The sequence below is a fragment of the Pectobacterium carotovorum genome, from assembly GCF_033898505.1.
In the GTDB taxonomy this organism is placed as follows: domain Bacteria; phylum Pseudomonadota; class Gammaproteobacteria; order Enterobacterales; family Enterobacteriaceae; genus Pectobacterium; species Pectobacterium carotovorum_J.
In genome coordinates, this window is the sequence record NZ_JAXAFK010000002.1 from 140493 (window position 1) to 159819 (window position 19327).

The 19327-nt window shown below is 54.0% G+C and carries 19 protein-coding genes; 8 read left to right on the forward strand and 11 right to left on the reverse strand.

Annotated features, from left to right (window positions below; translation table 11 throughout):
* Positions 1–65: 65 nt before the first annotated feature.
* Entirely contained in the window at positions 66–1601 is a 1536-nt protein-coding gene (locus R9X49_RS12665; RefSeq protein ID WP_319848750.1) for a carbohydrate porin, read from the reverse strand.
* Between the two features lie 199 nt (positions 1602–1800).
* Entirely contained in the window at positions 1801–2724 is a 924-nt protein-coding gene (locus R9X49_RS12670) for an aminoimidazole riboside kinase (RefSeq protein WP_319848752.1), read from the reverse strand.
* A 470-nt stretch (positions 2725–3194) separates the two neighbouring features.
* Between R9X49_RS12670 and R9X49_RS12675 the strand changes: the two genes are divergently transcribed.
* Positions 3195–3746: a polymer-forming cytoskeletal protein gene (locus R9X49_RS12675; RefSeq protein ID WP_319848753.1), complete on the forward strand. Its 552-nt coding sequence runs from the start codon at positions 3195–3197 to the stop codon at positions 3744–3746.
* Positions 3747–3925: 179 nt separating this feature from the next.
* The gene (locus R9X49_RS12680) at positions 3926–4384 is read left to right on the forward strand and encodes a hypothetical protein (RefSeq protein ID WP_319848754.1); all 459 of its coding nucleotides are present in this window, start codon (positions 3926–3928) and stop codon (positions 4382–4384) included.
* An 84-nt stretch (positions 4385–4468) separates the two neighbouring features.
* Here the strand turns inward: R9X49_RS12680 and R9X49_RS12685 are convergent, their stop codons facing one another.
* Positions 4469–5821: a pyridoxal phosphate-dependent decarboxylase family protein gene (locus R9X49_RS12685; RefSeq protein ID WP_319848755.1), complete on the reverse strand. Its 1353-nt coding sequence runs from the start codon at positions 5819–5821 to the stop codon at positions 4469–4471.
* Positions 5822–6100: 279 nt separating this feature from the next.
* Between R9X49_RS12685 and R9X49_RS12690 the strand changes: the two genes are divergently transcribed.
* The 3 genes from R9X49_RS12690 (at position 6101) to R9X49_RS12700 (ending at position 7782) form a co-directional block, all read left to right on the forward strand.
* Complete coding sequence (locus R9X49_RS12690; protein WP_319848756.1) at positions 6101–6547, forward strand: helix-turn-helix domain-containing protein; 447 nt, start codon at positions 6101–6103, stop codon at positions 6545–6547.
* 9 nt (positions 6548–6556) lie between these two features.
* The gene (locus R9X49_RS12695) at positions 6557–7024 is read left to right on the forward strand and encodes a YhbP family protein (RefSeq protein ID WP_319848757.1); all 468 of its coding nucleotides are present in this window, start codon (positions 6557–6559) and stop codon (positions 7022–7024) included.
* Positions 7025–7128: 104 nt separating this feature from the next.
* On the forward strand, positions 7129–7782 hold the full coding sequence (locus R9X49_RS12700; RefSeq protein ID WP_319849099.1) for a hypothetical protein: 654 nt from the start codon (positions 7129–7131) through the stop codon (positions 7780–7782).
* A gap of 10 nt (positions 7783–7792) precedes the next feature.
* Here the strand turns inward: R9X49_RS12700 and nrdG are convergent, their stop codons facing one another.
* The 5 genes from nrdG to pyrB all read right to left on the reverse strand — a co-directional run bounded on the left by nrdG (position 7793) and on the right by pyrB (position 12900).
* Positions 7793–8257 carry an anaerobic ribonucleoside-triphosphate reductase-activating protein gene (gene nrdG / locus R9X49_RS12705; protein ID WP_319848758.1) on the reverse strand — a complete coding sequence of 155 codons (465 nt, stop codon included), beginning with the start codon at positions 8255–8257 and terminating at the stop codon, positions 7793–7795.
* Positions 8258–8338: 81 nt separating this feature from the next.
* Positions 8339–10477 (reverse strand): anaerobic ribonucleoside-triphosphate reductase, encoded by a 2139-nt coding sequence (nrdD, locus tag R9X49_RS12710; RefSeq protein WP_319848759.1) that lies wholly within the window; start codon positions 10475–10477, stop codon positions 8339–8341.
* A gap of 400 nt (positions 10478–10877) precedes the next feature.
* Positions 10878–11264 carry a 2-iminobutanoate/2-iminopropanoate deaminase gene (gene ridA, locus R9X49_RS12715; protein ID WP_012773081.1) on the reverse strand — a complete coding sequence of 129 codons (387 nt, stop codon included), beginning with the start codon at positions 11262–11264 and terminating at the stop codon, positions 10878–10880.
* 220 nt (positions 11265–11484) lie between these two features.
* Positions 11485–11949 carry an aspartate carbamoyltransferase regulatory subunit gene (gene pyrI, locus R9X49_RS12720; RefSeq protein ID WP_039482089.1) on the reverse strand — a complete coding sequence of 155 codons (465 nt, stop codon included), beginning with the start codon at positions 11947–11949 and terminating at the stop codon, positions 11485–11487.
* Between the two features lie 15 nt (positions 11950–11964).
* On the reverse strand, positions 11965–12900 hold the full coding sequence (pyrB, locus tag R9X49_RS12725) for an aspartate carbamoyltransferase (RefSeq protein WP_319849100.1): 936 nt from the start codon (positions 12898–12900) through the stop codon (positions 11965–11967).
* A gap of 522 nt (positions 12901–13422) precedes the next feature.
* Between pyrB and R9X49_RS12730 the strand changes: the two genes are divergently transcribed.
* A complete protein-coding gene (locus R9X49_RS12730; RefSeq protein WP_319848761.1) occupies positions 13423–13890 on the forward strand; it encodes a YhcH/YjgK/YiaL family protein in 468 nt (155 codons plus the stop codon).
* A 182-nt stretch (positions 13891–14072) separates the two neighbouring features.
* Here R9X49_RS12730 and R9X49_RS12735 read toward each other — a convergent pair whose 3' ends face one another.
* Complete coding sequence (locus R9X49_RS12735; RefSeq protein WP_319848762.1) at positions 14073–15536, reverse strand: MFS transporter; 1464 nt, start codon at positions 15534–15536, stop codon at positions 14073–14075.
* 117 nt (positions 15537–15653) lie between these two features.
* On the opposite strand from R9X49_RS12735, the gene R9X49_RS12740 reads away from it, so the two are divergent.
* Positions 15654–16679 (forward strand): helix-turn-helix domain-containing protein, encoded by a 1026-nt coding sequence (locus R9X49_RS12740; RefSeq protein WP_319848763.1) that lies wholly within the window; start codon positions 15654–15656, stop codon positions 16677–16679.
* Between the two features lie 96 nt (positions 16680–16775).
* Here R9X49_RS12740 and argF read toward each other — a convergent pair whose 3' ends face one another.
* On the reverse strand, positions 16776–17783 hold the full coding sequence (gene argF / locus R9X49_RS12745) for an ornithine carbamoyltransferase (protein ID WP_319848764.1): 1008 nt from the start codon (positions 17781–17783) through the stop codon (positions 16776–16778).
* Positions 17784–17944: 161 nt separating this feature from the next.
* On the opposite strand from argF, the gene rraB reads away from it, so the two are divergent.
* Positions 17945–18370, forward strand: a complete 426-nt coding sequence (rraB, locus tag R9X49_RS12750) for a ribonuclease E inhibitor RraB (protein WP_012773090.1) — start codon at positions 17945–17947, stop codon at positions 18368–18370.
* Between the two features lie 102 nt (positions 18371–18472).
* Here rraB and R9X49_RS12755 read toward each other — a convergent pair whose 3' ends face one another.
* Complete coding sequence (locus R9X49_RS12755; RefSeq protein WP_319848765.1) at positions 18473–18976, reverse strand: GNAT family N-acetyltransferase; 504 nt, start codon at positions 18974–18976, stop codon at positions 18473–18475.
* Positions 18977–19327: the final 351 nt, after the last annotated feature.

The window sequence follows — 19327 nt, forward strand, 5'->3', positions numbered from 1 at the left end:
TCAATCGGATATGCAGTTTCTTTGGCGTCGATTAGCGTGTCATCGACGCCAAGGCCGGGCAAGGGTTAGAACCAGGTTTCCATCTGGATACCGAAGTTCCATTCGCCGCCTGCTTTAAAGCCGGTGGAGCCAAACGTATCTTCACTGGAGTAATTATCCAGTCGTTTATCCCAGTCCATGTAGCTGGCAAACACGCGCAGTTCAGGGCGGCTAAAGAAGTTGCCGATATCGCCAACCTTGAACGTCGGCGCGAAGGTCAGCTTGTAGAAGCCGCCGCTCACCTGATTCAGGCTGCGATAACCGCGCGGATCGAGGTCCATGTATTGATAGCTGCCTTCATAGGCCAGTGCAAAGTTTTCGGTGATTTCCTGAATCAAGCGCGCATTAAACGTCACCCACTCGTAGCTATCGCCGTTGACGTAACGGTCTTTGCTGGTTTGCGCCAGAATAGACGGGGCGAAGCTCCAGGTCTTGTTCAGCGCGGTGGTACCGTAGGTCGCAAAGCGCCAGGTGTTGGCATCGTTGGTCAGGTTGCCATCGGCACCGATGTTTTTCACTTCGCCGCCCAGACCGTGACCGTAGAGGATCGCGGTTTTCGATGTCCCGTCGCGCAAGCCGTAGAAGCTGTCACCGTGGTAAGCCACCATCGCGTGGTAACCTTTATCGCCCGCATTGGTATTGGTGACGACGGTGTTATCACGGCTTGTACCGGTGTTTGCTTTTACATCGTTATTTTTGGCAGTTAATCCACTCAGCATGAACTGGAATGGCCCAACGTAGTTGTTGGCGGTAAAGACGTAGTTTTTGATGTCGTTATCCAGCGAGGTAATTTCGCCGAGGCTGCGGCCATACAGTGAGAAGTTACTTTTGGCGCTATCCGCCCATTTCACGTCATAGATCCCGCCACCGGTGCCCGCGAGGAAAACCACGTCGCTGTCCAGCCAGTGAATATCGAAGTTATCGCGATCGAAGCGTTTACCCGCCCACAGCGTGGTGTCCTTAAAGGCGCCGGTGAAGGTTGGCAGTGAACCCAGCTCGACGAAGGCTTCACGGATGTTCAGGTCGCTGGTGGCCGCCGTCCAGTCGTTATAGCTGCGCTGGCCATCCGCCATCATCACCTTGAAGCGGGTGGTCGCGCCGTTATCCAGCTTCTGTTTGTGCTCCAGTTTAATTTCGACGTAGGTATCGTCTTCATTGCCTAAACGACCAATATGTCCGCCAGTCTGACCGGCAGGGGACATGCCCGGCCCGATATCGGTTTTGGAACTGGTGGCGGAGTCATTGATCGACAGGCCGGAACGCGCATAGCCGTGGAATTCAAATCCATCGGCAAATGATTTTTGCTTAGCCAGCGCCGTCGTGCGCTGTTCCACCTGCTGGGTTTTCTGTTCGGTTTGGGTGGTGCGGGTGGCTAGCTGTTGGGTTTGCTTTTCAGCGGCGTCGGCTCTGGCCTCGGCGGCCTGGGCACGGGCTTCAGCCTGTTGCAAACGCTGCTCCATGGCGTTCAGGCGGGCTTCAATACTATCGGTGTTGGCAGCAGAAACATAAAACGGGGAGGAGAGTAATAATCCTATCGTCACAGCAAGGTGGCTTGGTTTCATTTTTTCGTTCTCGTCGTGAAGGAGATTTATTGTTTTTTGGATTTCTCATGTTTAGCTAAATTGCTAAACCGGTTTTTCATGAGGAAAATAAAAGCCAGCAAGAGGGTTAGCAAGAAATTTCACTCGCCCGATTCTGTAACTGTGATCCTGACTACAAAACCGGGCGGTAACCGTATTAAACGGAGGGATTAGGGCTTGGCTAAGGGAGTGCGTGCAATTGCTGAGCGTAGGGAAGCGCGGTCATTGCGCCTTTTGCTGTGGTGGCAAGTGCGCCACACCGCTGCGCCTGCGCGATAATCGGATCCCAGCTAAGCGGCTGTGACAGGTCGTCATATTGCGCCAGGCCATGCAGTAAACCAGCGACGAAGGCATCCCCCGCACCCGTCGTATCGACGGGGGTTACCGACGGCGCGGCAAAGTGCTGTAGCTGGTGGCGATCGTGCAGCCAGACGCCTTCGCTACCCAGCGTCACCAGCAATAGCCGGGTGGGGTAACGCTGCATGAACTGCTGAATCCCTGCTTCAACGTCCGGTGTTGAACACAGAAAGGCCAATTCTTCACGCGACAGTTTCACCACGTCGGCCAGCATCAGCGCTTGTGTCAGGCAGTCGCGCAGTTCCTGCTCGCTTTGCCAGAGATCGTCACGGATATTCGGGTCGAAGCTGACCCGACCCAGCGCGGCTTTTACCTGCCGCATCGCCTCAAAGGCGGTGCTGCGCGAAGGTTCCTGCGAGAGTGCGATGGAGCAGAGATGCAGCCATTCTCTTCGGTTGAACATCGGCAGATCTTCCTGCTGTAAAAACAGGTCGGCACTTGGGAGTACCATAAACGTGAAGGCGCGTTCCCCTGCTTCATCGAGGCTCACGACCACGGTTGAGGTTCGGTGGAGTTTGTCGTGCGCCATGTGATGAGTATCGACGTTCTCCTGTTCCAGCACCGTTTTTAGAAAATGGCCAAAAACATCGTCACCGACGCGACCAATAAAAGCGCTGTTTCCCCCCAGTCTGGCAATGCCGACTGCGACATTGGCCGGTGCTCCACCGGGGCATTTCAGATAGCGTTCCGCATCTTCCGGGATGAGATCGACAACCGCGTCGCCCATGACCCAAATTCTATTTGCCATAACGTTACTCTTATCAACGAGAATTAGACTGTTTGCTAAAATAGAAGAATCGGTTTAGCTAAGCAATACTCTTCATTGTAGAGACGCACCTACATCAATAAAACGCACTTTTCCCCATCGCGTTGGTGAAAATTTATGCGATAGTCATCACGTTGCCACGGTCATCGGACTAAATAAAAAGGGCTGTCATCCGATAGTTATGGAGCGTGGCTGAATTAATCTGGGATTCAAGCTGCAAAAAGGACGAATGGAGAAGGATATGCATTACCCCACCTCTTTCCGGGGCTATCCCGGTGCGTAATTACAACCTGCTTTGGGGAATATGGGCGCTATGGGCCTTGTTGGTCGTCGCCTGGCTGATTGATATTTATAGCGAATTCCCCCTTCGATATTACGGTCAGGGAGTGGCAGCTGTACTAGCCGCAAGTGCCGCGATCGCATTTTTCTATACTGTTAAAAGGAATAACACGATGTTTTCATTTGATAAAAACAAAAAAGATGCAAAAGAACCGCAAGAGCGCAGTGAAATAAACAGCTCTCCCGCTATCAGCCCATCGAACGAGTTGATTAATTCAGTGAACCCTGTGCGCGTGAAAAAAGACACCTTCATTTCTCAGGGCGCGCGTATGACGGGCTCTTTGACCGTGGATGGCAACATCACCGTGGAAGGCCGGGTAGAAGGTGACGTGCAGTGCGATAACACGATTAAAGTGGAGCACACTGGCCAGGTAAACGGTGAAATGAAATCGCAGCAGATCATCATCAACGGTCGCGTTGAAGGGCGCATAGCAGCCAGCGTCGTAGCCATTCTGGCGCAGGGAAAAGTATTCGGCGATATTTTCACCGACGAGCTCTCCATCGAAAAAGGCGGCATCTTCACCGGTCAGTCCCACCCGCTGACCCCGCCAGCGCAGAATCAGGAAAAACTGACCTACGTGGAAAAGAAAAAAGAGAAAACTGGTAAAACTCCCGCAGAGCAAGAGAACGTCGTCGCGCTAGCGAGTAATGCGCCAACGGCGTGAGGCTTACTCTTAATTTCTGAATGCCAGTGAGTCCCCCACACGGGAGCAAATCCCGCTTCTGGCTGGCGCGATGGGGGATTGCGTGTCAGTATTAAAGCACGCCATTTTTGCATTCACCGTCATGGTGATGCGTTATGCCCATCATTTTTGTCTTCCATACGTTACCGTAAGGAGGTGATATGAAAGTTGAAGCCGCAGAGTCGTCCGTTTTTGCCAGCCAGCAGGTGATGGCGAAGCGTTCCACAGAGCATGCTGAAAAAGCGGCGCTGTCCGAACAGCTCCAGTCTTATCAGGCGGGCAGCGGTGCTGTTCCAGCAGGTGAGACGACGCGATACGACTTTACCCGCATTAGCCCTGTCGAGTTGTATGAAACGGTTGAAGGTCTTGTCAGCAGTGGGCGGTTGGGACGTGAAGAAGGTTCCGCGCTGCTGGGTTTTGTCTCGTCGCCGAGAGCCGAAGGAGGAAGCATTCCGCCTTCCAATGTTTTCCAGCCGATTAATGTTTTCGACACCATTCAGCAAGGTGTCGCGGGGGCATCCTCCCGCAGCGAAGTGCAAAATACCGAAAGCCTGCAACGTGCGGCCGAGGCGCTGAACCGCTTTCAGGGACAGGTCTCCAGCATCAGCGTTTATGTCTAGAGCAGGTTGGTGCGCCGTAGCCTGATGATGTTTCTCTCTATCCCCGCGTTTGCGGGGATAGTCGCTTTATACCTTGCGCCTCGTTCAGCGTGGGGTCTGTGCTTTGATTTCCGTCAGCAGCGTGATTAGCGCCTGTACGTTGTTGTCCTGCGTGCGCCATGATGACACGCTGATGCGCAATGCCGGACGCCCCTGCCAGACGCTGCCGCCAAACCATGCTTTGCCCGAAGCCTGCAACGCCTCTCGTATTGCCGTCGTCTGGCCGTCGGTTTCCCCCCGTAGCAGAACTTGATTAAGCACCACCCGATTCAGTATCTCAAATCCTGCATGGCGTAGGCCGTCGGCGATGAAGGTTGCCTGTCGGCAGTGTCGTTCGACCATTTCTGCTACGCCGTCGCGTCCCAGCGTGCGCAGTGCCGCCCACACCGGAATACCGCGTGGCCGACGGGAAAATTCGAGCGTCAGGTTCTTCTGGGCATCTCGCGCCGCACTGGAATAAACGGCGTCTGCGTTCATCGCTTCGGCCAGCGCGTCCGCATCGCGGCAAATCGCCATCGCGCAATCGTAGGGGGTGTTCAACCATTTGTGCGCGTCGGTTGTCCAACTGTCGGCTAGGTCGATACCGTCGGTGAGCGCCGCGTGGGACGAAGCTCTGGCCCACAGCCCGAAAGCACCGTCAACGTGAACCCAGGCACCTGCTGCTTTCGCGACGGGAATGATCTGCGCAAAATCATCGAACTCGCCCGTGTTGACCTCGCCCGCTTGCAAACAAAGAATGGTGCGATCGTCCAGCGGAGGAAGCTGCGACACATCGATCTGCCCAAACGCATTCACAGGCGCGATGTGTAAATGGCGCAGCCCAAAACCGAGTATGCGCAGCGCTTTCTTCACAGTGATGTGCGTCAGCTCCGAAATCACGACCCTAATTTCAGGCGCGCCGATCAGCCCATCATTGTCAAAATCCCAGCCCTGCCTTGCCAGCAAGGCACGACGCGCAGCGGCCAGGCAGGAAAGCGTGCAGGCGGTGGCGCTGGTGCCGAAACCGACGGCGCTGTCTTTGGGTAAGTTTAGAGCATCAAGCACCCAACGGCTGGCGAGGCGTTCCAGCGTGGCGGATACCGGCGAGTTATCAAAGGTGGAGGCGCACTGATCCCAGGCGATCATTAATCGCTCAGAGGCGGCGGCGACCGGCAATGAGGCACCGATAACAAAGCCGAAATAGTTCGGGCCATTGGAGGCGGTGGTCGCCGGTGAACCGACCTCATCCAGCAGCGCCAGCGTGCTTTCGGGTGAGTAACCTTGTTGCGGTAGCACTTCATCAAAACGTGCCAGCGCCGCGAGGGCGTCTGCATCGGGGAAAACCCGACGCTGTGTAGTCTCAGCCAGATAACGTCGGCCGCGCTCGTCGGCATCAGCCAGTAACGTCAGTTCGCTCATACTGTTTCCTTATCAATAATCGTTGTTTTGCTATCACGATAGCGTGAATGCTGACTGCGCAGATGACGCGGTGCTGTAAAGATCGCATTCAGTGACGGATGACGTGGTATGAATAGGGCTGGTTTTCATAATATTAGCTTTCACTATTCATTGTTGGTTTCAAAATAAAACCAGTTGAAGCATAAATACTCTAGTTTTATTCTGCAACCAAAAACGCACGGTCAGCTTTTCAGCCTGTAGGTAAGGCAAGCTGAACAGGAAAAAGGGGAAGAAATCGTCATGGTGAAGCGCAGAAGTCTGAAAGAGGATGCGTGTCCCGTTGCCCGCGCGCTGGATGTGGTTGGCGATCGCTGGGCGCTGCTGATTATCCGCGATGCCTTCGACAATCGCCGCCGTTTCAGCGATTTTCAGCGCAGTTTGGGCGTCGCTAAAAATATTCTTACCGACCGTCTGCGCACGTTAGTTGACGAAGGTATTTTGTCCGTTCAGCCTGTTTCTGAAAGCTCGGCCTACCAGGAATATGTCCTCACGCCCAAAGGCGAACAGCTATTCCCGCTCGTCGTGGCGCTACGCCAGTGGGGGGAGCAGCAACTGTTCGCGGAGGGAGAAGCTCACTCCCTGCTATTGGATAAACACACTGGTCAGCCTCTGCAAGCCATGCTGCCGTATTCTGCGGAAGGCCAGCAAGTCGTCGGGCAAGATACATTCGTTCAGAAAGTGGATTGAGGTGCCGTAATGCAGAAAAAACTGAGAGAAACAGGCAGCGATCTTGAGGCAATCTCCCGCTATCTGAAGAAGCTGCACGTACTGACGTTATGCGTGGGTGAAAATTCGGAATTATGGTGTGCGAGTTGCTTCTATACTTATGACGATCAACAGATGGCCTTCTATCTGATGACGGAGTTGCAGACGCGCCATGGTGAAATGATGGCGAGGTTACCGCAGGTGGCGGGTACGGTCAGCGGCCAGCCGAAGAGTGTGATGCTGATTAAAGGCGTGCAGTTTCGGGGGCAGGCGGTGCAGTTGGAGGGCGATGACGCGCAGCAGGCCAGAGCGCGGTATAACACGCGTTTCCCTATTGCCCGGGCATCGCACGCGCCGATCTGGCGGCTCGATCTGACAGAAATCAAGATGACGGACAATACGCTGGGCTTTGGTAAGAAACGCTACTGGCAACGCGATGAACAGGTTCAGCAGAGATAACGTCTGTCATAAATGACATTTGCCATAAATAACATTTTCCATACATAACAACAGAAATGTCAAAAGATGGGAAAGTGAAAGACGCAGACCAAGGGGGAAAACCGATGAGCCGGGTATTGCTATTAGGTGCAACGGGGTTAGTGGGGCACGAGTTGTTACAGCTGTTGAAAGCCAATAATCGGGTAGAGACGATCTATGCGCCGACCCGTAAGCCGCTGGCGCCTTCGGAGAAAGTGGTCAATCCGCACGATCCCGATCTGTCTACCGCGCTGGCGCAATTGACTGACCCTGTCGACATTGCATTTTGCTGTCTGGGATCGACACTCAAGACGGCAGGCAGTAAGCAGGCGTTCCGCTATGTGGATTACACGCTGGTGGTGGAAGGATCAAAAGTGGCGCTGGCACTGGGCGCGACGCACCTGTTGGTGGTTAGCGCGCTAAGCGCCAATGTGACATCGCCTTTCTTCTACTCGCGGGTGAAGGGAGAAGCGGAAAGATCGCTGCGGCAGCAGGGCTGGCAACATCTGACATTGGCGCAGCCGTCGATGCTGCTGGGGGAAAGGGAAGACAGTCGCCCGCTAGAAAGCCTGGCCGCTCCGCTGTTCCGCCTGTTCCCGGCAAAGTGGCGGGCCATTGAGGGAAAAACGGTTGCGCAGGCATTGTTGAATCAGGCGTTCTCGCCGGAACCAAAAGCGCGGGTTACCGTGCTGGAATCGGATCAATTATTGTCATTAGGCAAGCAGCAACCGCTTCAGTAGCCGCTCTCGATCACCGCAGGCGGTGGACAACCTGATTACTGCTGCCGCGCCAAATCAGTGCGGGATCTTTCAGGTCTTGCACAAATTTTCCATCGACTAAGACGTTGATGAGATCGACCACCCGCTGTTGCTCCGGCGTCAGTTCTGCCAGTACGTAGCCTGTCCAGACCCAGATATCTTTGCCCGGGCATTCTGCGCGTATCCGTTCGACCAGCCGCAGGATGTCAGGCACATTCTGTGGATGAAGCGGATCGCCGCCAGACAGCGAAATTCCCTGCCGTGGAATCACCGTATCCTGAAGATCGGCGATGATCCGATCTTCCTGTTCCTGCGTAAACGGCTGGCCGGAGTTCAGTCGCCAGGTGCTTTTGTTGTAGCACCCCCGGCACTCATGCACGCAGCCAGCGACAAACAGCGTGCAGCGGGTGCCGGGGCCGTTGACGACATCAACGGGATAATACTGGTGGTAATTCATACTGTAGAGCCCATGTTATGAAGCGGGCGCGTGTTGACGGTGCCGCGAAAGGTGGGCCGCATTGCTGCAGCCCGAAAAGGATTACCCCAGTTGACCGTTGCCCAGGTGTTTAATCCGGCGCTTAACTTCTTCCTGTTTACCCGCGTTGAATGGACGTGCATCCGGACTGCCGAGGTAGCCGCACACGCGGCGCGTGACGGAAACGCGTGCCGAATCATGGTTGCCGCATTTCGGGCAGGTGAAGCCTTTGCTGGTGCACTCGAATTCACCGGTGAAGCCACACTCGTAGCATTCGTCGATCGGCGTGTTGGTACCGTAGTAAGGCACGCGGCTATAGCTGTAATCCCACACGTCTTCCAGCGCTTTGAGGTTGTGTTGCAGGTTCGGGTATTCGCCGTAGCAAATGAATCCCCCGTTAGCCAGCGGCGGATAGGGCAGCTCGAAGTCGATTTTCTGGTAAGGGTTCACCTTTTTCTCCACATCAAGGTGGAAGCTGTTGGTGTAATACCCTTTGTCCGTCACCCCTTTCACAACGCCAAACTCGGCGGTATCCAGACGGCAGAAGCGGTCACACAGGTTTTCACTCGGCGTGCTGTACAGGCTGAAGCCATAACCCGTTTCGTCTTTCCACTGCTCGGTCGCCTCTTTCAGACGAGCGATGATGGCCACGGCTTTGGCACGCAGCGCCTCGTCATCAAACACGTGCGTTTGGTCACCGAAGAGGGCATTAATCGTTTCATGCAGGCCGATATAGCCCAGCGAAATGGAGGCGCGTCCGTTCTTGAAGATATCCGCAATGCTGTCGTCCGCTTTTAAGCGTACGCCGCAAGCGCCTTCCATATACAGGATGGGCGCAACGCGGGCTTTCACGTTTTCCAGCCGTGCAATACGCGTCATCAGTGCTTTCTTCGCCAGCGCCAGACGCTGGTCGAGCAGTGTCCAGAAGCGGTCTTCATTGCCTTCGGCCTCCAGCGCGATGCGCGGCAGGTTCAGGCTGATGACGCCTAAGTTGTTGCGGCCGTCGTGAATCTGCTGGCCGTTTTCTTCATAAACGCCGAGGAAGCTGCGGCAGCCCATTGGCGTTTTGAACGAACCGGTGACCTTCACAACCTGATCGTAGTTCAGGATATCCGGATACATGCGCTTGCTGGCGCATTCCAGCGCAAGCTGTTTGACATCGTAATTCGGATCGCCTGCTTTATGGTTCAAGCCATCGCGAATCGCGAAGACCAGTTTCGGGAAGACCGCCGTTTTGTGGTTTTTACCCAGCCCGGCAATGCGGTTGCGCAGGATAGATTCCTGAATCAGACGCGATTCCCAACTGACGCCGAGCCCGAAGCCAAAGGTGACGAACGGCGTCTGGCCGTTAGCGGTGTGCAGCGTGTTAACTTCGTATTCCAGCGACTGAAAGGCGTCGTAACACTCTTTTTCCGTGCGGGTCAGGGCATAGTTTTCCGCATCGGGGATCTGCCACTCTTCCGCCACGGCTTTATGCTTTGCATGGCTGGCGGTGACAAACGGCGCCAGAATTTCATCAATGCGGTTGATCGTGGTGCCGCCATAAATATGGCTGGCGACCTGCGCGATAATCTGCGCGGTGACGGCGGTCGCAGTTGAGATCGACTTCGGTGGCTCAATCTCTGCATTACCCATTTTGAAGCCGTTGGTCAGCATGCCGTTGAGGTCGATCAGCATGCAGTTAAACATCGGGAAGAAGGGCGAATAGTCGAGGTCATGATAGTGAATCTCGCCGCGCTCGTGTGCCAGTACCACATCACGCGGCAGGATGTACTGTTTGGCGTAATGCTTGGCGACGATACCCGCCAGCAGATCGCGCTGGGTGGGAATGACTTTACTGTCTTTGTTGGCGTTCTCGTTCAGCAGCGCCATGTTGCTCTGCTCGACCAGACCGCGAATTTCCTGATTCAGCCGACCGTGGCGTTCACGCGCGATGTCTCGATCGTGGCGGTATTCGATGTAGGTACGCGCCAGCTGCTTGTAATTGCCGGACATCAGCAGGTTTTCGACCGCGTTCTGAATATCGCGGATATCCACACGCGATTTATCCTGCATTTGTTGAGCGACCGCACAGGCCACAGTTGCGCAGTAGTCTGCATCATTGACACCGGCTGCATGTGCCGCGCGTTCGACCGCCTCTTTGATACGCACTTCATCAAAAGGCACCTGGCAACCGTCCCGTTTAATCACTACTGGTTTCACGTTTTTTTCCTCTATCAATGTTATCCACAGGCGAAAACCGTAACTGACAAGGGTTACAGAGGGCTGTGGATGATATTGTGGATAAGCACTACATATGGGTCGTGTTTATAGGATAGGCACTATATATTGAAATTGCGTAGGGGTGTTTACGCTTTTATCGCCCCAAAATTGATATAGAGCAAAGAAATCTTCATGTCGGAGGGAATTTGAGCCTGTGCAAAAAATAGTCAAAAAAGGCAGTGGGAGCGGGAAGGCTTGCTACATGCGGGCTGGCAGATTTTTGCCTTTTTTTTGACCTGAAAAGGGGTTGGGAATAGCAACAATGTTGTGGTGGTGAAAGAAAGAACAGAAAAAAGCGCACGGGTTGTCGTGCGCTTTTGGGGGAGAGTCATGCCGATAATTAGCGACGAACGGCGATCGCTTCGATTTCGATCTTCACGTCTTTTGGCAGGCGGGCAACTTCAACGCAAGAGCGAGCCGGGAACGGGGCGTCGTGCTCGTTGAAGAAGGCTTCGTACGCGGTATTCACCAGGGTGAAGTCGTGAAGGTCTTTCACGAATACGGTCGTTTTCACGATATCGGAAACTTTCAGACCAGCGGCTTCCACAATCGCCTGTACGTTTTCCAGTGACTGACGGGTCTGCGCGGTGATGTTATCTGCCACCAGGCCGCTTTTCGGGTTCACCGGAATCTGGCCGGACGTGATGATCATGCTGCCGAGGTCGACGCCCTGAACATAGGGGCCGATGGCGGCAGGGGCGTGCTCAGTGCTGATAGTGCGTGACATGGTATCTCCTTGATGGGGGCGTAAAAGGAACGCGGACGTAGAATGCCAGCCACTCAAGCATGGATTTAGGGGAAACGCGGTGATGAGGTTCCCGCAGGGATGCCTCACGCCGTGGTCGCCCCGGTATCTCGATCCTTAAACGATCGGCATTACGCGGACGCAGCCATTATTCAAAAAAGCCCCGCCGCAGGCAATGTCCATCGCGGGGCAAAGCAGAAAACTAACGATCTTGCAGCACGGCCTGACGCTCAAACTCTTTCTCGCAGTACTTACACTTCAGGTGAACGTCGCCGTCGCGCTGTTTAACGCTGAACGACGACGACACCGGTTCACTGCGGCTGATGCAGTTGCTGTTCGGACAGGTGAGCACGCCAGTAATGTGGTCTGGCAGTGTCGGCACCAGTTTGCGCACGACGTCATAGTCATCAATCTGATTGACGGTCGCCTGCGGCGCATAGATTGCCAGCTGATTCGCCTGCTGTTCGGTCAGGAATATGTTCTCGATCTTGATCAGATCTTTGCGCCCAAGGTGGTTGGACGGCAAGTTCAGGCCGATGGTGATGCGCTGGTCTGTCGCGGTCAGTTTAAACAGCGTCAGCAGTTTAAAACCCACCTGCGCGGGAATGTGGTCGATCACCGTGCCACGTTTGATCGCTTCAACCTGTAATTTATTATCGTGTGTCATGATGGTTTCTTCCTCTTACAGAACCAATTCGCGATTCAGGACCAGCGCCAGCAGCGCCTGACGGGCGTAAATACCGTTGCCTGCCTGCTGGAAATAATAGGCGTAGGGCGTGGCATCCACATCAATGGTGATCTCATCGACGCGCGGCAGCGGGTGCAGCACTTTCAAATTCGGGCGGGCGCTGTGCAGGTCCGCCGCGCGCAGGACAAACTGGGATTTGATGTTGATGTACTCGGACGGATCCAGACGCTCTTTCTGCACGCGCGTCATGTACAGGATATCCAGCTCACCGACGACTTCTTCAATGCTGTTGTGCAGGCTGTAAGCAATATTTTTCTCTTTCAGCATACTCAGAATGTAGTCCGGCATCGCCAGTGCGTCCGGGGCGATGAAGTAGAAGCGGTTGCCTTCAAACTTCGCCAGCGCCTGCGTGAGTGAATGCACGGTGCGGCCATATTTCAAATCACCGACCATCGCGATATTGATGTTGTTCAGTCGCCCCTGCGTTTCCTGAATGGTGAACAAATCGAGCAGCGTCTGCGTGGGGTGCTGGTTCGCGCCGTCGCCGGCGTTCAGTACCGGAATGCCACCGGAAAACTCGGTCGCAAGGCGGGACGCGCCTTCCTGCGGATGACGCATCACGATGGCATCAACATATTGGCTGATAACGGAGATGGTGTCGGCCAGCGTTTCGCCCTTTTTCCCCAGCGAGGTGTTGTTGCTGTCGGCGAAGCCGACGACGGAGGCGCCGAGACGATGCATCGCGGTTTCAAAAGACAAACGCGTCCGGGTGGAGGCTTCGAAGAAGCAGCTGGCAATCACTTTATGTTTTAACAGCTCAGGCTGAGGCTTGGCTTTCAGGCTGGCGGCGACACGCAGCGTCAGTTCCAAATCTTCCCGACTGAGGTCGTTAATCGAAATAATATGTTTTTGATAGAGCGGATTGACCATGGTGTCTTTCTCCTCACGAGTAAACAGGAAATGTCGTATCTGGCTGCCCGAGCTGTCGGCAAAAAAATGCCTGAACGCTTTTTGATGCCACAAAACGATGCCCTGAAAGGGCGCCGTCGTGGACGATAGGGCACAAAAAAAAGCCCCTCATTGAGGGGCTTTCTTAATGGAATGATTGAGCAACGGAAAGGAAAACGCTGGCTGGCTGCCGGATGGCAGTTGTGGTTGAGAACCAACATAAGCAGCGGATTTTTTGGTGTAACAGTGCATGACCCCTCCCGGCAAACTGTCGGGAATTATACGCGCCGACTAGGCTATTTCAAGCAGAAAACGTGGTTTTTTGCGCATCGCAATCGGTTGCGGATAGGGTGTGGTATGCATAACGCTTGCAGGTGGAAGACGGTCGATGGGGAAGAGTGATGGACAGTTCACTTTTTCGTATTAACGCGCTGGCGGGCGTCACATTTGGAGAGTATAAGGATTATAAAACAGAGTTTCATTTTTTCTATTAGCGAGGTTTTTATGATTACTGGCAATGTCCACCACCTTGAGCTGGTTCCTTATCTGCCTGCCAAACTGCGTGAAGCGATTGAATACGTGAAGCAAAATATTACGGCGGACACGCCGCTGGGCAAGCATGATATCGAGGGCAACAGCGTGTTTGTGCTGATCTCCAACGACAGCACCGATCTGCTGGAAAAACGCCGCGCCGAGTATCACGCCAAATATCTGGACATTCAGATTGTGCTGTCTGGTGTGGAAGGGATGACGTTCAGTAATCTGCCTGCGGGCAAGCCGGATACCGATTGGCTGGCGGACAAAGACATTGCCTTCCTGCCTGCGGGCGAGCAGGAAAAACAGTTTGTAATGCAGGAAGGGGATTTTGTCGTCTTCTTCCCAGGGGAAGTGCATAAACCGCTGTGTGCCGTTGGTGAACCCGCGCACGTGCGCAAAGCCGTGGTGAAAATCGACGCGTCGCTGGTGGGGTAAAACCGGCGGGAAGAAGGTCAGGTTGGCAGAACTGATCTGATTGCATGGCAACGGATGGTTTATCGTTGTGGTATGTGCCTTTAAAAACTGCGCCTTTTGATTCATCAGGGCGCAGTTTTTATTGTATATTTACAAGGAGTTATTGTGCCAGACGGGATGTGACGGTGGCTAACGTTGCCACATTATTCTTCGCGCTTAACTCTGACGGTGAATTTGAAATTGAACAATAAGTGGCTCATGAGCGCCAGTACCCAAACGCCTCCCGCTCCGTATAACAGAATACTGCCGAATCCTTCTGTCAACGCTCTCGACGTCACCTCTGTGGTCAGCGTCGATACCTCTCCACCTCCGGCAATGCGTTCTGCGAGTGCATCGATACCCTCCGACACGACACCCTTCAAACCCTCGGCTACTCCTGCGACCAGTAAATTACCCATCAATGCGATGTTTATCGAAAGCGTAATCAATCGTGCGCTGATATCAATGCCAGAAGCCATTCCTGCCCGATCGCCCGAGACGGAGCCCGTCGTCGTGTTGGTCACCGGCGTATTGATTAGCCCAAGGGCGGCTCCCGCCAACAGCGCGCCTGGAAGTAGGCTCAGATGATGTGCGGCGGCGAATTGCATCAGCATAAAACCCGCGCCAATGGTGAATAGCCCTATCGGAATGACGCGCGCAGCACCAAAGCGCACCACCAGTTTTTCGCCGAGAGGCGGCATTAGCAGGGTCGGTAAGGTATAAGCCAGCAACGCTAGCCCGGTAGCGAGGCTGCTGTATCCTAGCCCGCTCTGATAATAGACGGGGAGGTAAATCATCAACGGCCAGAAGCTGAAATTCATACCCATCGAGCCCATGAGCGCGCCGGAAAAGGGACGAATGCGAAATACAGAAAAATCAAACATGGGATACGGATGGCGTTTCTCCACCCAGATAAATAACGCTGCGCTCAGTATTGTGAACAGCAGGATAAAACGTGCGGCCAGGCTGTCCCACCCCAGACTGCTACCTTGGGTAATGAGGTAGGTTGCGCCCATTACCATGCTCGACAGTGTAACTATGCCGCTGAGGTCGAGTTTTTTAACTGCACTATCACGGGATTCCACCACATTTTTCAACGTCAGAATCAGCGTCAGCAAGGCGATAAAGCCGTGTACCAGAAACACCCACTGCCAGCTTAGCCAGGCAACCAATACACCGCCGATCATCGGCCCGAACCCCAGCCCAAATCCAAACGTAATACCCCAGGCCGCAAAAGCACGACTGCGTGGTGCCCCGTGTGGAAACTGGAACGAGAGAATGGCAATCAGGCAGGTCAGCATTGCCCCACCGCTCAATCCCTGTAGGAAACGTCCGACGATCAGCCACTGCGGGCTTTCCGCTAGCCCACACATGACCGAGGTTAGCCCGAACGCGATGATGCTGATGATAAAGACACGTTTACGACCGTAGCGATCCGCCAGCGTGCCGGTCGCCATCAGTACCGTCGTGCAGGCCAACGTATAGGCATTCATAATCCACTGCAATTCCCTGAAACTGGCCTGCATCTCTTTTTCCAGCACGGGTAAAATGACTGGCACGCTGGAAATCTCCAGCCCTGACATGAGTGCAGCCAGACAGACCGCCATCAGTGCCAACATGTTCTTCATACTCAATTCCTGCAAAACGTTAAGAGGTGGCTAGCATGGAAGATTGAGGTCGTGGTGGAAATCCACGCTGATGCCATGTATCGTCAAGATCGTGCCAAAATCAGCGGTAATTCTGTTATGAACATAACCCCCCAATGTTTGCCTCCTGACCGTCCTCCTGCTCCGATAAACCGGCGATTGGTGCTGTTGGCGTATGAATGTCTGTGTACATTTGAATTTGGAACTGCGGTCGAAGCATTCGGACGTACCGATGAGGTACTGGGTGAACCGCTGTATGACCTGTCTGTTGCTTCAGTGGAAGACGGCCCTTTTGGTGCGCAAGGCGGTGTGCGGATCGTGGTTGATGGCGGACTGGAATTGCTCGAAGGCGCGGGGACTATCGTCATTCCTGGCTGGCGTAGCGTTCACGATACGGCATCAGAACGGCTCATTACCGCGCTGCAAAAAGCGCACCGCGACGGCTCGAGGATTGTGTCAATTTGCGCAGGAAGCTTTGTTCTCGGCGCAGCGGGTTTATTGGATGGTAAACGCGCTACCGCGCATTGGAACAGCACCGACATTCTGGCGCAGAGGTTTCCTAACGTGCAGGTCGAGCACGGCATGATTTATGTCGATGAAGGTAGCGTGATTACGTCTGCGGGGGGCGCTGCGGGTGTGGATTTGTGTCTGCATCTGATCCGGCGTGATTACGGAATCGATGTCGCCAATCGTACTGCTCGCCGAATGGTTACACCGCCACTGCGCGAAGGCAATCAGGCGCAGCTTCTCCAACAGCCTGTGCCGCTACGTCAGGCGAAAACGCTCGCTCCGCTGCTCGACGATTTGCGCAGTCATCTGAAAATGCCATTGGTGATTGATCAACTTGCTGCGCAGGTCGGTATGAGTCGCCGCACGTTCTTGCGCCGTTTTCACGACGCTACGGGCACAACGCCGGGCGAATGGATGCTGAGTGTGCGGCTGGAAAAGGCCTGTGCGCTGCTGGAAAACGAAAGACTGAGCATCGATCGTGTGGCAGAACAAGCCGGTTTCGGCTCGCCTGAAACGCTGCGACATCATTTTCGGCAACGGCTTAACACGACGCCGACGCGCTGGCGAAAAGCGTTTAGAGAGCGAATGAGCAGTACGCTAACCACCGGGGGATGAACATACCAGGAGCGATCGACACCAGGGGAAGGAAAGAGAACTCCCCGGACAGGCTCCGAGGAGTTGAGTAAAGACCCGAAGGATTGGTCGTGCGCGTTAATCCTGCACCAGCGTGGCGACCATCACCGCTTTGATGGTGTGCATGCGGTTTTCCGCCTGATCGAACACGATGCTGTGCGCGGATTCAAAGACCTCATCCGTGACTTCCATTCCACCGTGCAGACCATACTGTTCCGCCATTTGCTGGCCCATCGTCGTCTGATCGTCGTGGAAAGCGGGCAGGCAGTGCAGGAATTTCACCTGCGGATTACCCGTCGCGGCGATCATCGCCATGTTTACCTGATACGGTTTCAGCAGCGCGATACGCTCCTGCCAGGTTTCTTTCGGTTCACCCATGGAAACCCAGACGTCGGTATAAATGAAATCTGCGCCCGCAACGCCAGCGGCGATATCTTCCGTCAGCGTGATGTTACCGCCGGTTTGTGCCGCGGCCGCCTGACATTCCGCTACCAGACCGGCATCCGGCCAGCAGGCTTTTGGCGCGACAAGGCGTAAGTCCAGCCCGGTCAGCGCCGCCGCTTCCAACATGGTGTTGCCCATGTTGTTGCGGGCATCGCCCACGTAAACGAGCGTCATGTCTGACAGCGGTTTACCCGGCAAATGCTCCTGCATCGTCAGCAGATCCGCCAGCAACTGCGTGGGGTGGAATTCGTTCGTCAGTCCGTTCCAAACCGGAACGCCCGCGTATTGCGCCAGCGTTTCGACAATGTGCTGGCCGTAGCCGCGATATTGAATGCCGTCGTACATTCTTCCCAGTACGCGTGCCGTATCCTTGATGGATTCTTTATGGCCGATTTGGCTGCCGCTTGGGCCGAGATAGGTCACTTGCGCGCCCTGATCGTATGCAGCAACTTCGAAAGAGCAGCGAGTACGAGTCGAATCTTTTTCGAAGATGAGTGCGATGTTTTTACCTTGCAGGCGGCGGGCTTCTGTCCCGTTTTTTTTATCGGCTTTCAGTTTCGTTGACAGGGCTAAAAGATTGGCAATTTCTGCGGGTGTAAAATCCATTAACCTTAAAAAATGACGCTTGTAGAACGGTTGCATGATGTACATCTCCATGTGGCTCAACATCATCGGTTGAATTAAAATTCACTTTATATGTGTAATTATTCAAATTCAAGTGGTGATATAAAACTTTGTGGTGGAGCAAGCCGCAGGGCTGTGGGACAATAAGCAATATTACGTCGATTAATGAGGACTGAGGCATGGCAAACCGCGAATTACTGGAAGAGCAACGGGAAGAGACACGCCTGATCATTGAAGAACTGCTGGATGACGGCAGCGATCCTGACGCGCTCTATACCATTGAACACCATTTCTCTGCTGAGAAGTTTGAAGTGTTGGAAAAAGTCGCTGTAGAAGCCTTCAAGCTGGGCTATGAAGTGACGGATGCGGAAGAGCTGGAAGTGGAAGATGGCGTGTTGTTGATGTGCTGTGATGCCATCAGTGAAGTTGCGCTCAATGCGGAACTGATCGACGCACAGGTAGAACAGCTGCTGGCGCTGGCAGAACGCCACGGTGTGAATTACGACGGTTGGGGCACCTACTTCGAAGATCCAGATGGTGAAGGCGAAGAAGATGGGGATGATGAAGATTTTTATGACGAAGACGATGACGGTAAACGCCATTAAGTCATTTATCTCGAAGAACACGCCTCACTGAATGCCGCAGGAACATCCTGCGGCGTTTTTTTATTCGGCATGACAACGCCTTATTACCGTATTTTCAGCCTATTACAGCACTTTCAGCATCGTCACTTCACAATCGGTGTGGCCCGTGTTGCCCATTGAGTGCGGAATCAGCTCGAAGCCCAGCGATTCATACAGTCGGATTGCACTGGTCAGGTGGCCGGTTGTTTCCAGATAGCAGCGGCGAAAGCCGTGCTGACGTGCAAAATCAAGCGCCTGTATCGCTAACTGACGCGCCAGTCCTTTGCCGCGCGCGACGGGCAGAAAATACATTTTCTGCAATTCACACACATCTTCCTCACCTGCGACCAGTGGCGCAATGCCGCCGCCGCCAACCACGTGGCCTTCGTATTCAATCACCCAGTAGGCGCTTTGCGGCTGGCTATAAAGGGCAAACAGCGCGTCCAGATTAGGATCGGAAACGGTGTAGCCTTTATCGGCCGTCAAACCAAATTCGGCGGAAACCTGACGAATGACCTGAGCGATAGCGGCATCGTCTCGCGCGGTGATTGGGCGTACCTGAAGATTGGCGGAGGTCGCGGTTGTCATAATACGTACTCTTGCTCTTACGGTTTACGAGGGGAATGATTCTCGTCGATTGTAATACCATTTCAGGCCACATCGATGCAACGCCTATCCCCGTTCTTCCTGCAATGCTTCGAATAGTCTCTGTGATGGTTTTTATTCCATATCCACACGAACGCGCCAGCATTTTCTACTGTTAACGCCATAACATGACACCCTGAAGCTCGAATTATCTAAGATATAAGTAAAATTTCCTGCAATATCTCAGGATATAAATATTTAGCCGCGCTATTCCTTACGATTTATAAGACTACTCGGTTGTTTAATTACTGTTAACTTTTATTGTTGTCGTTAACAAGACGTGCTTAAATAAGC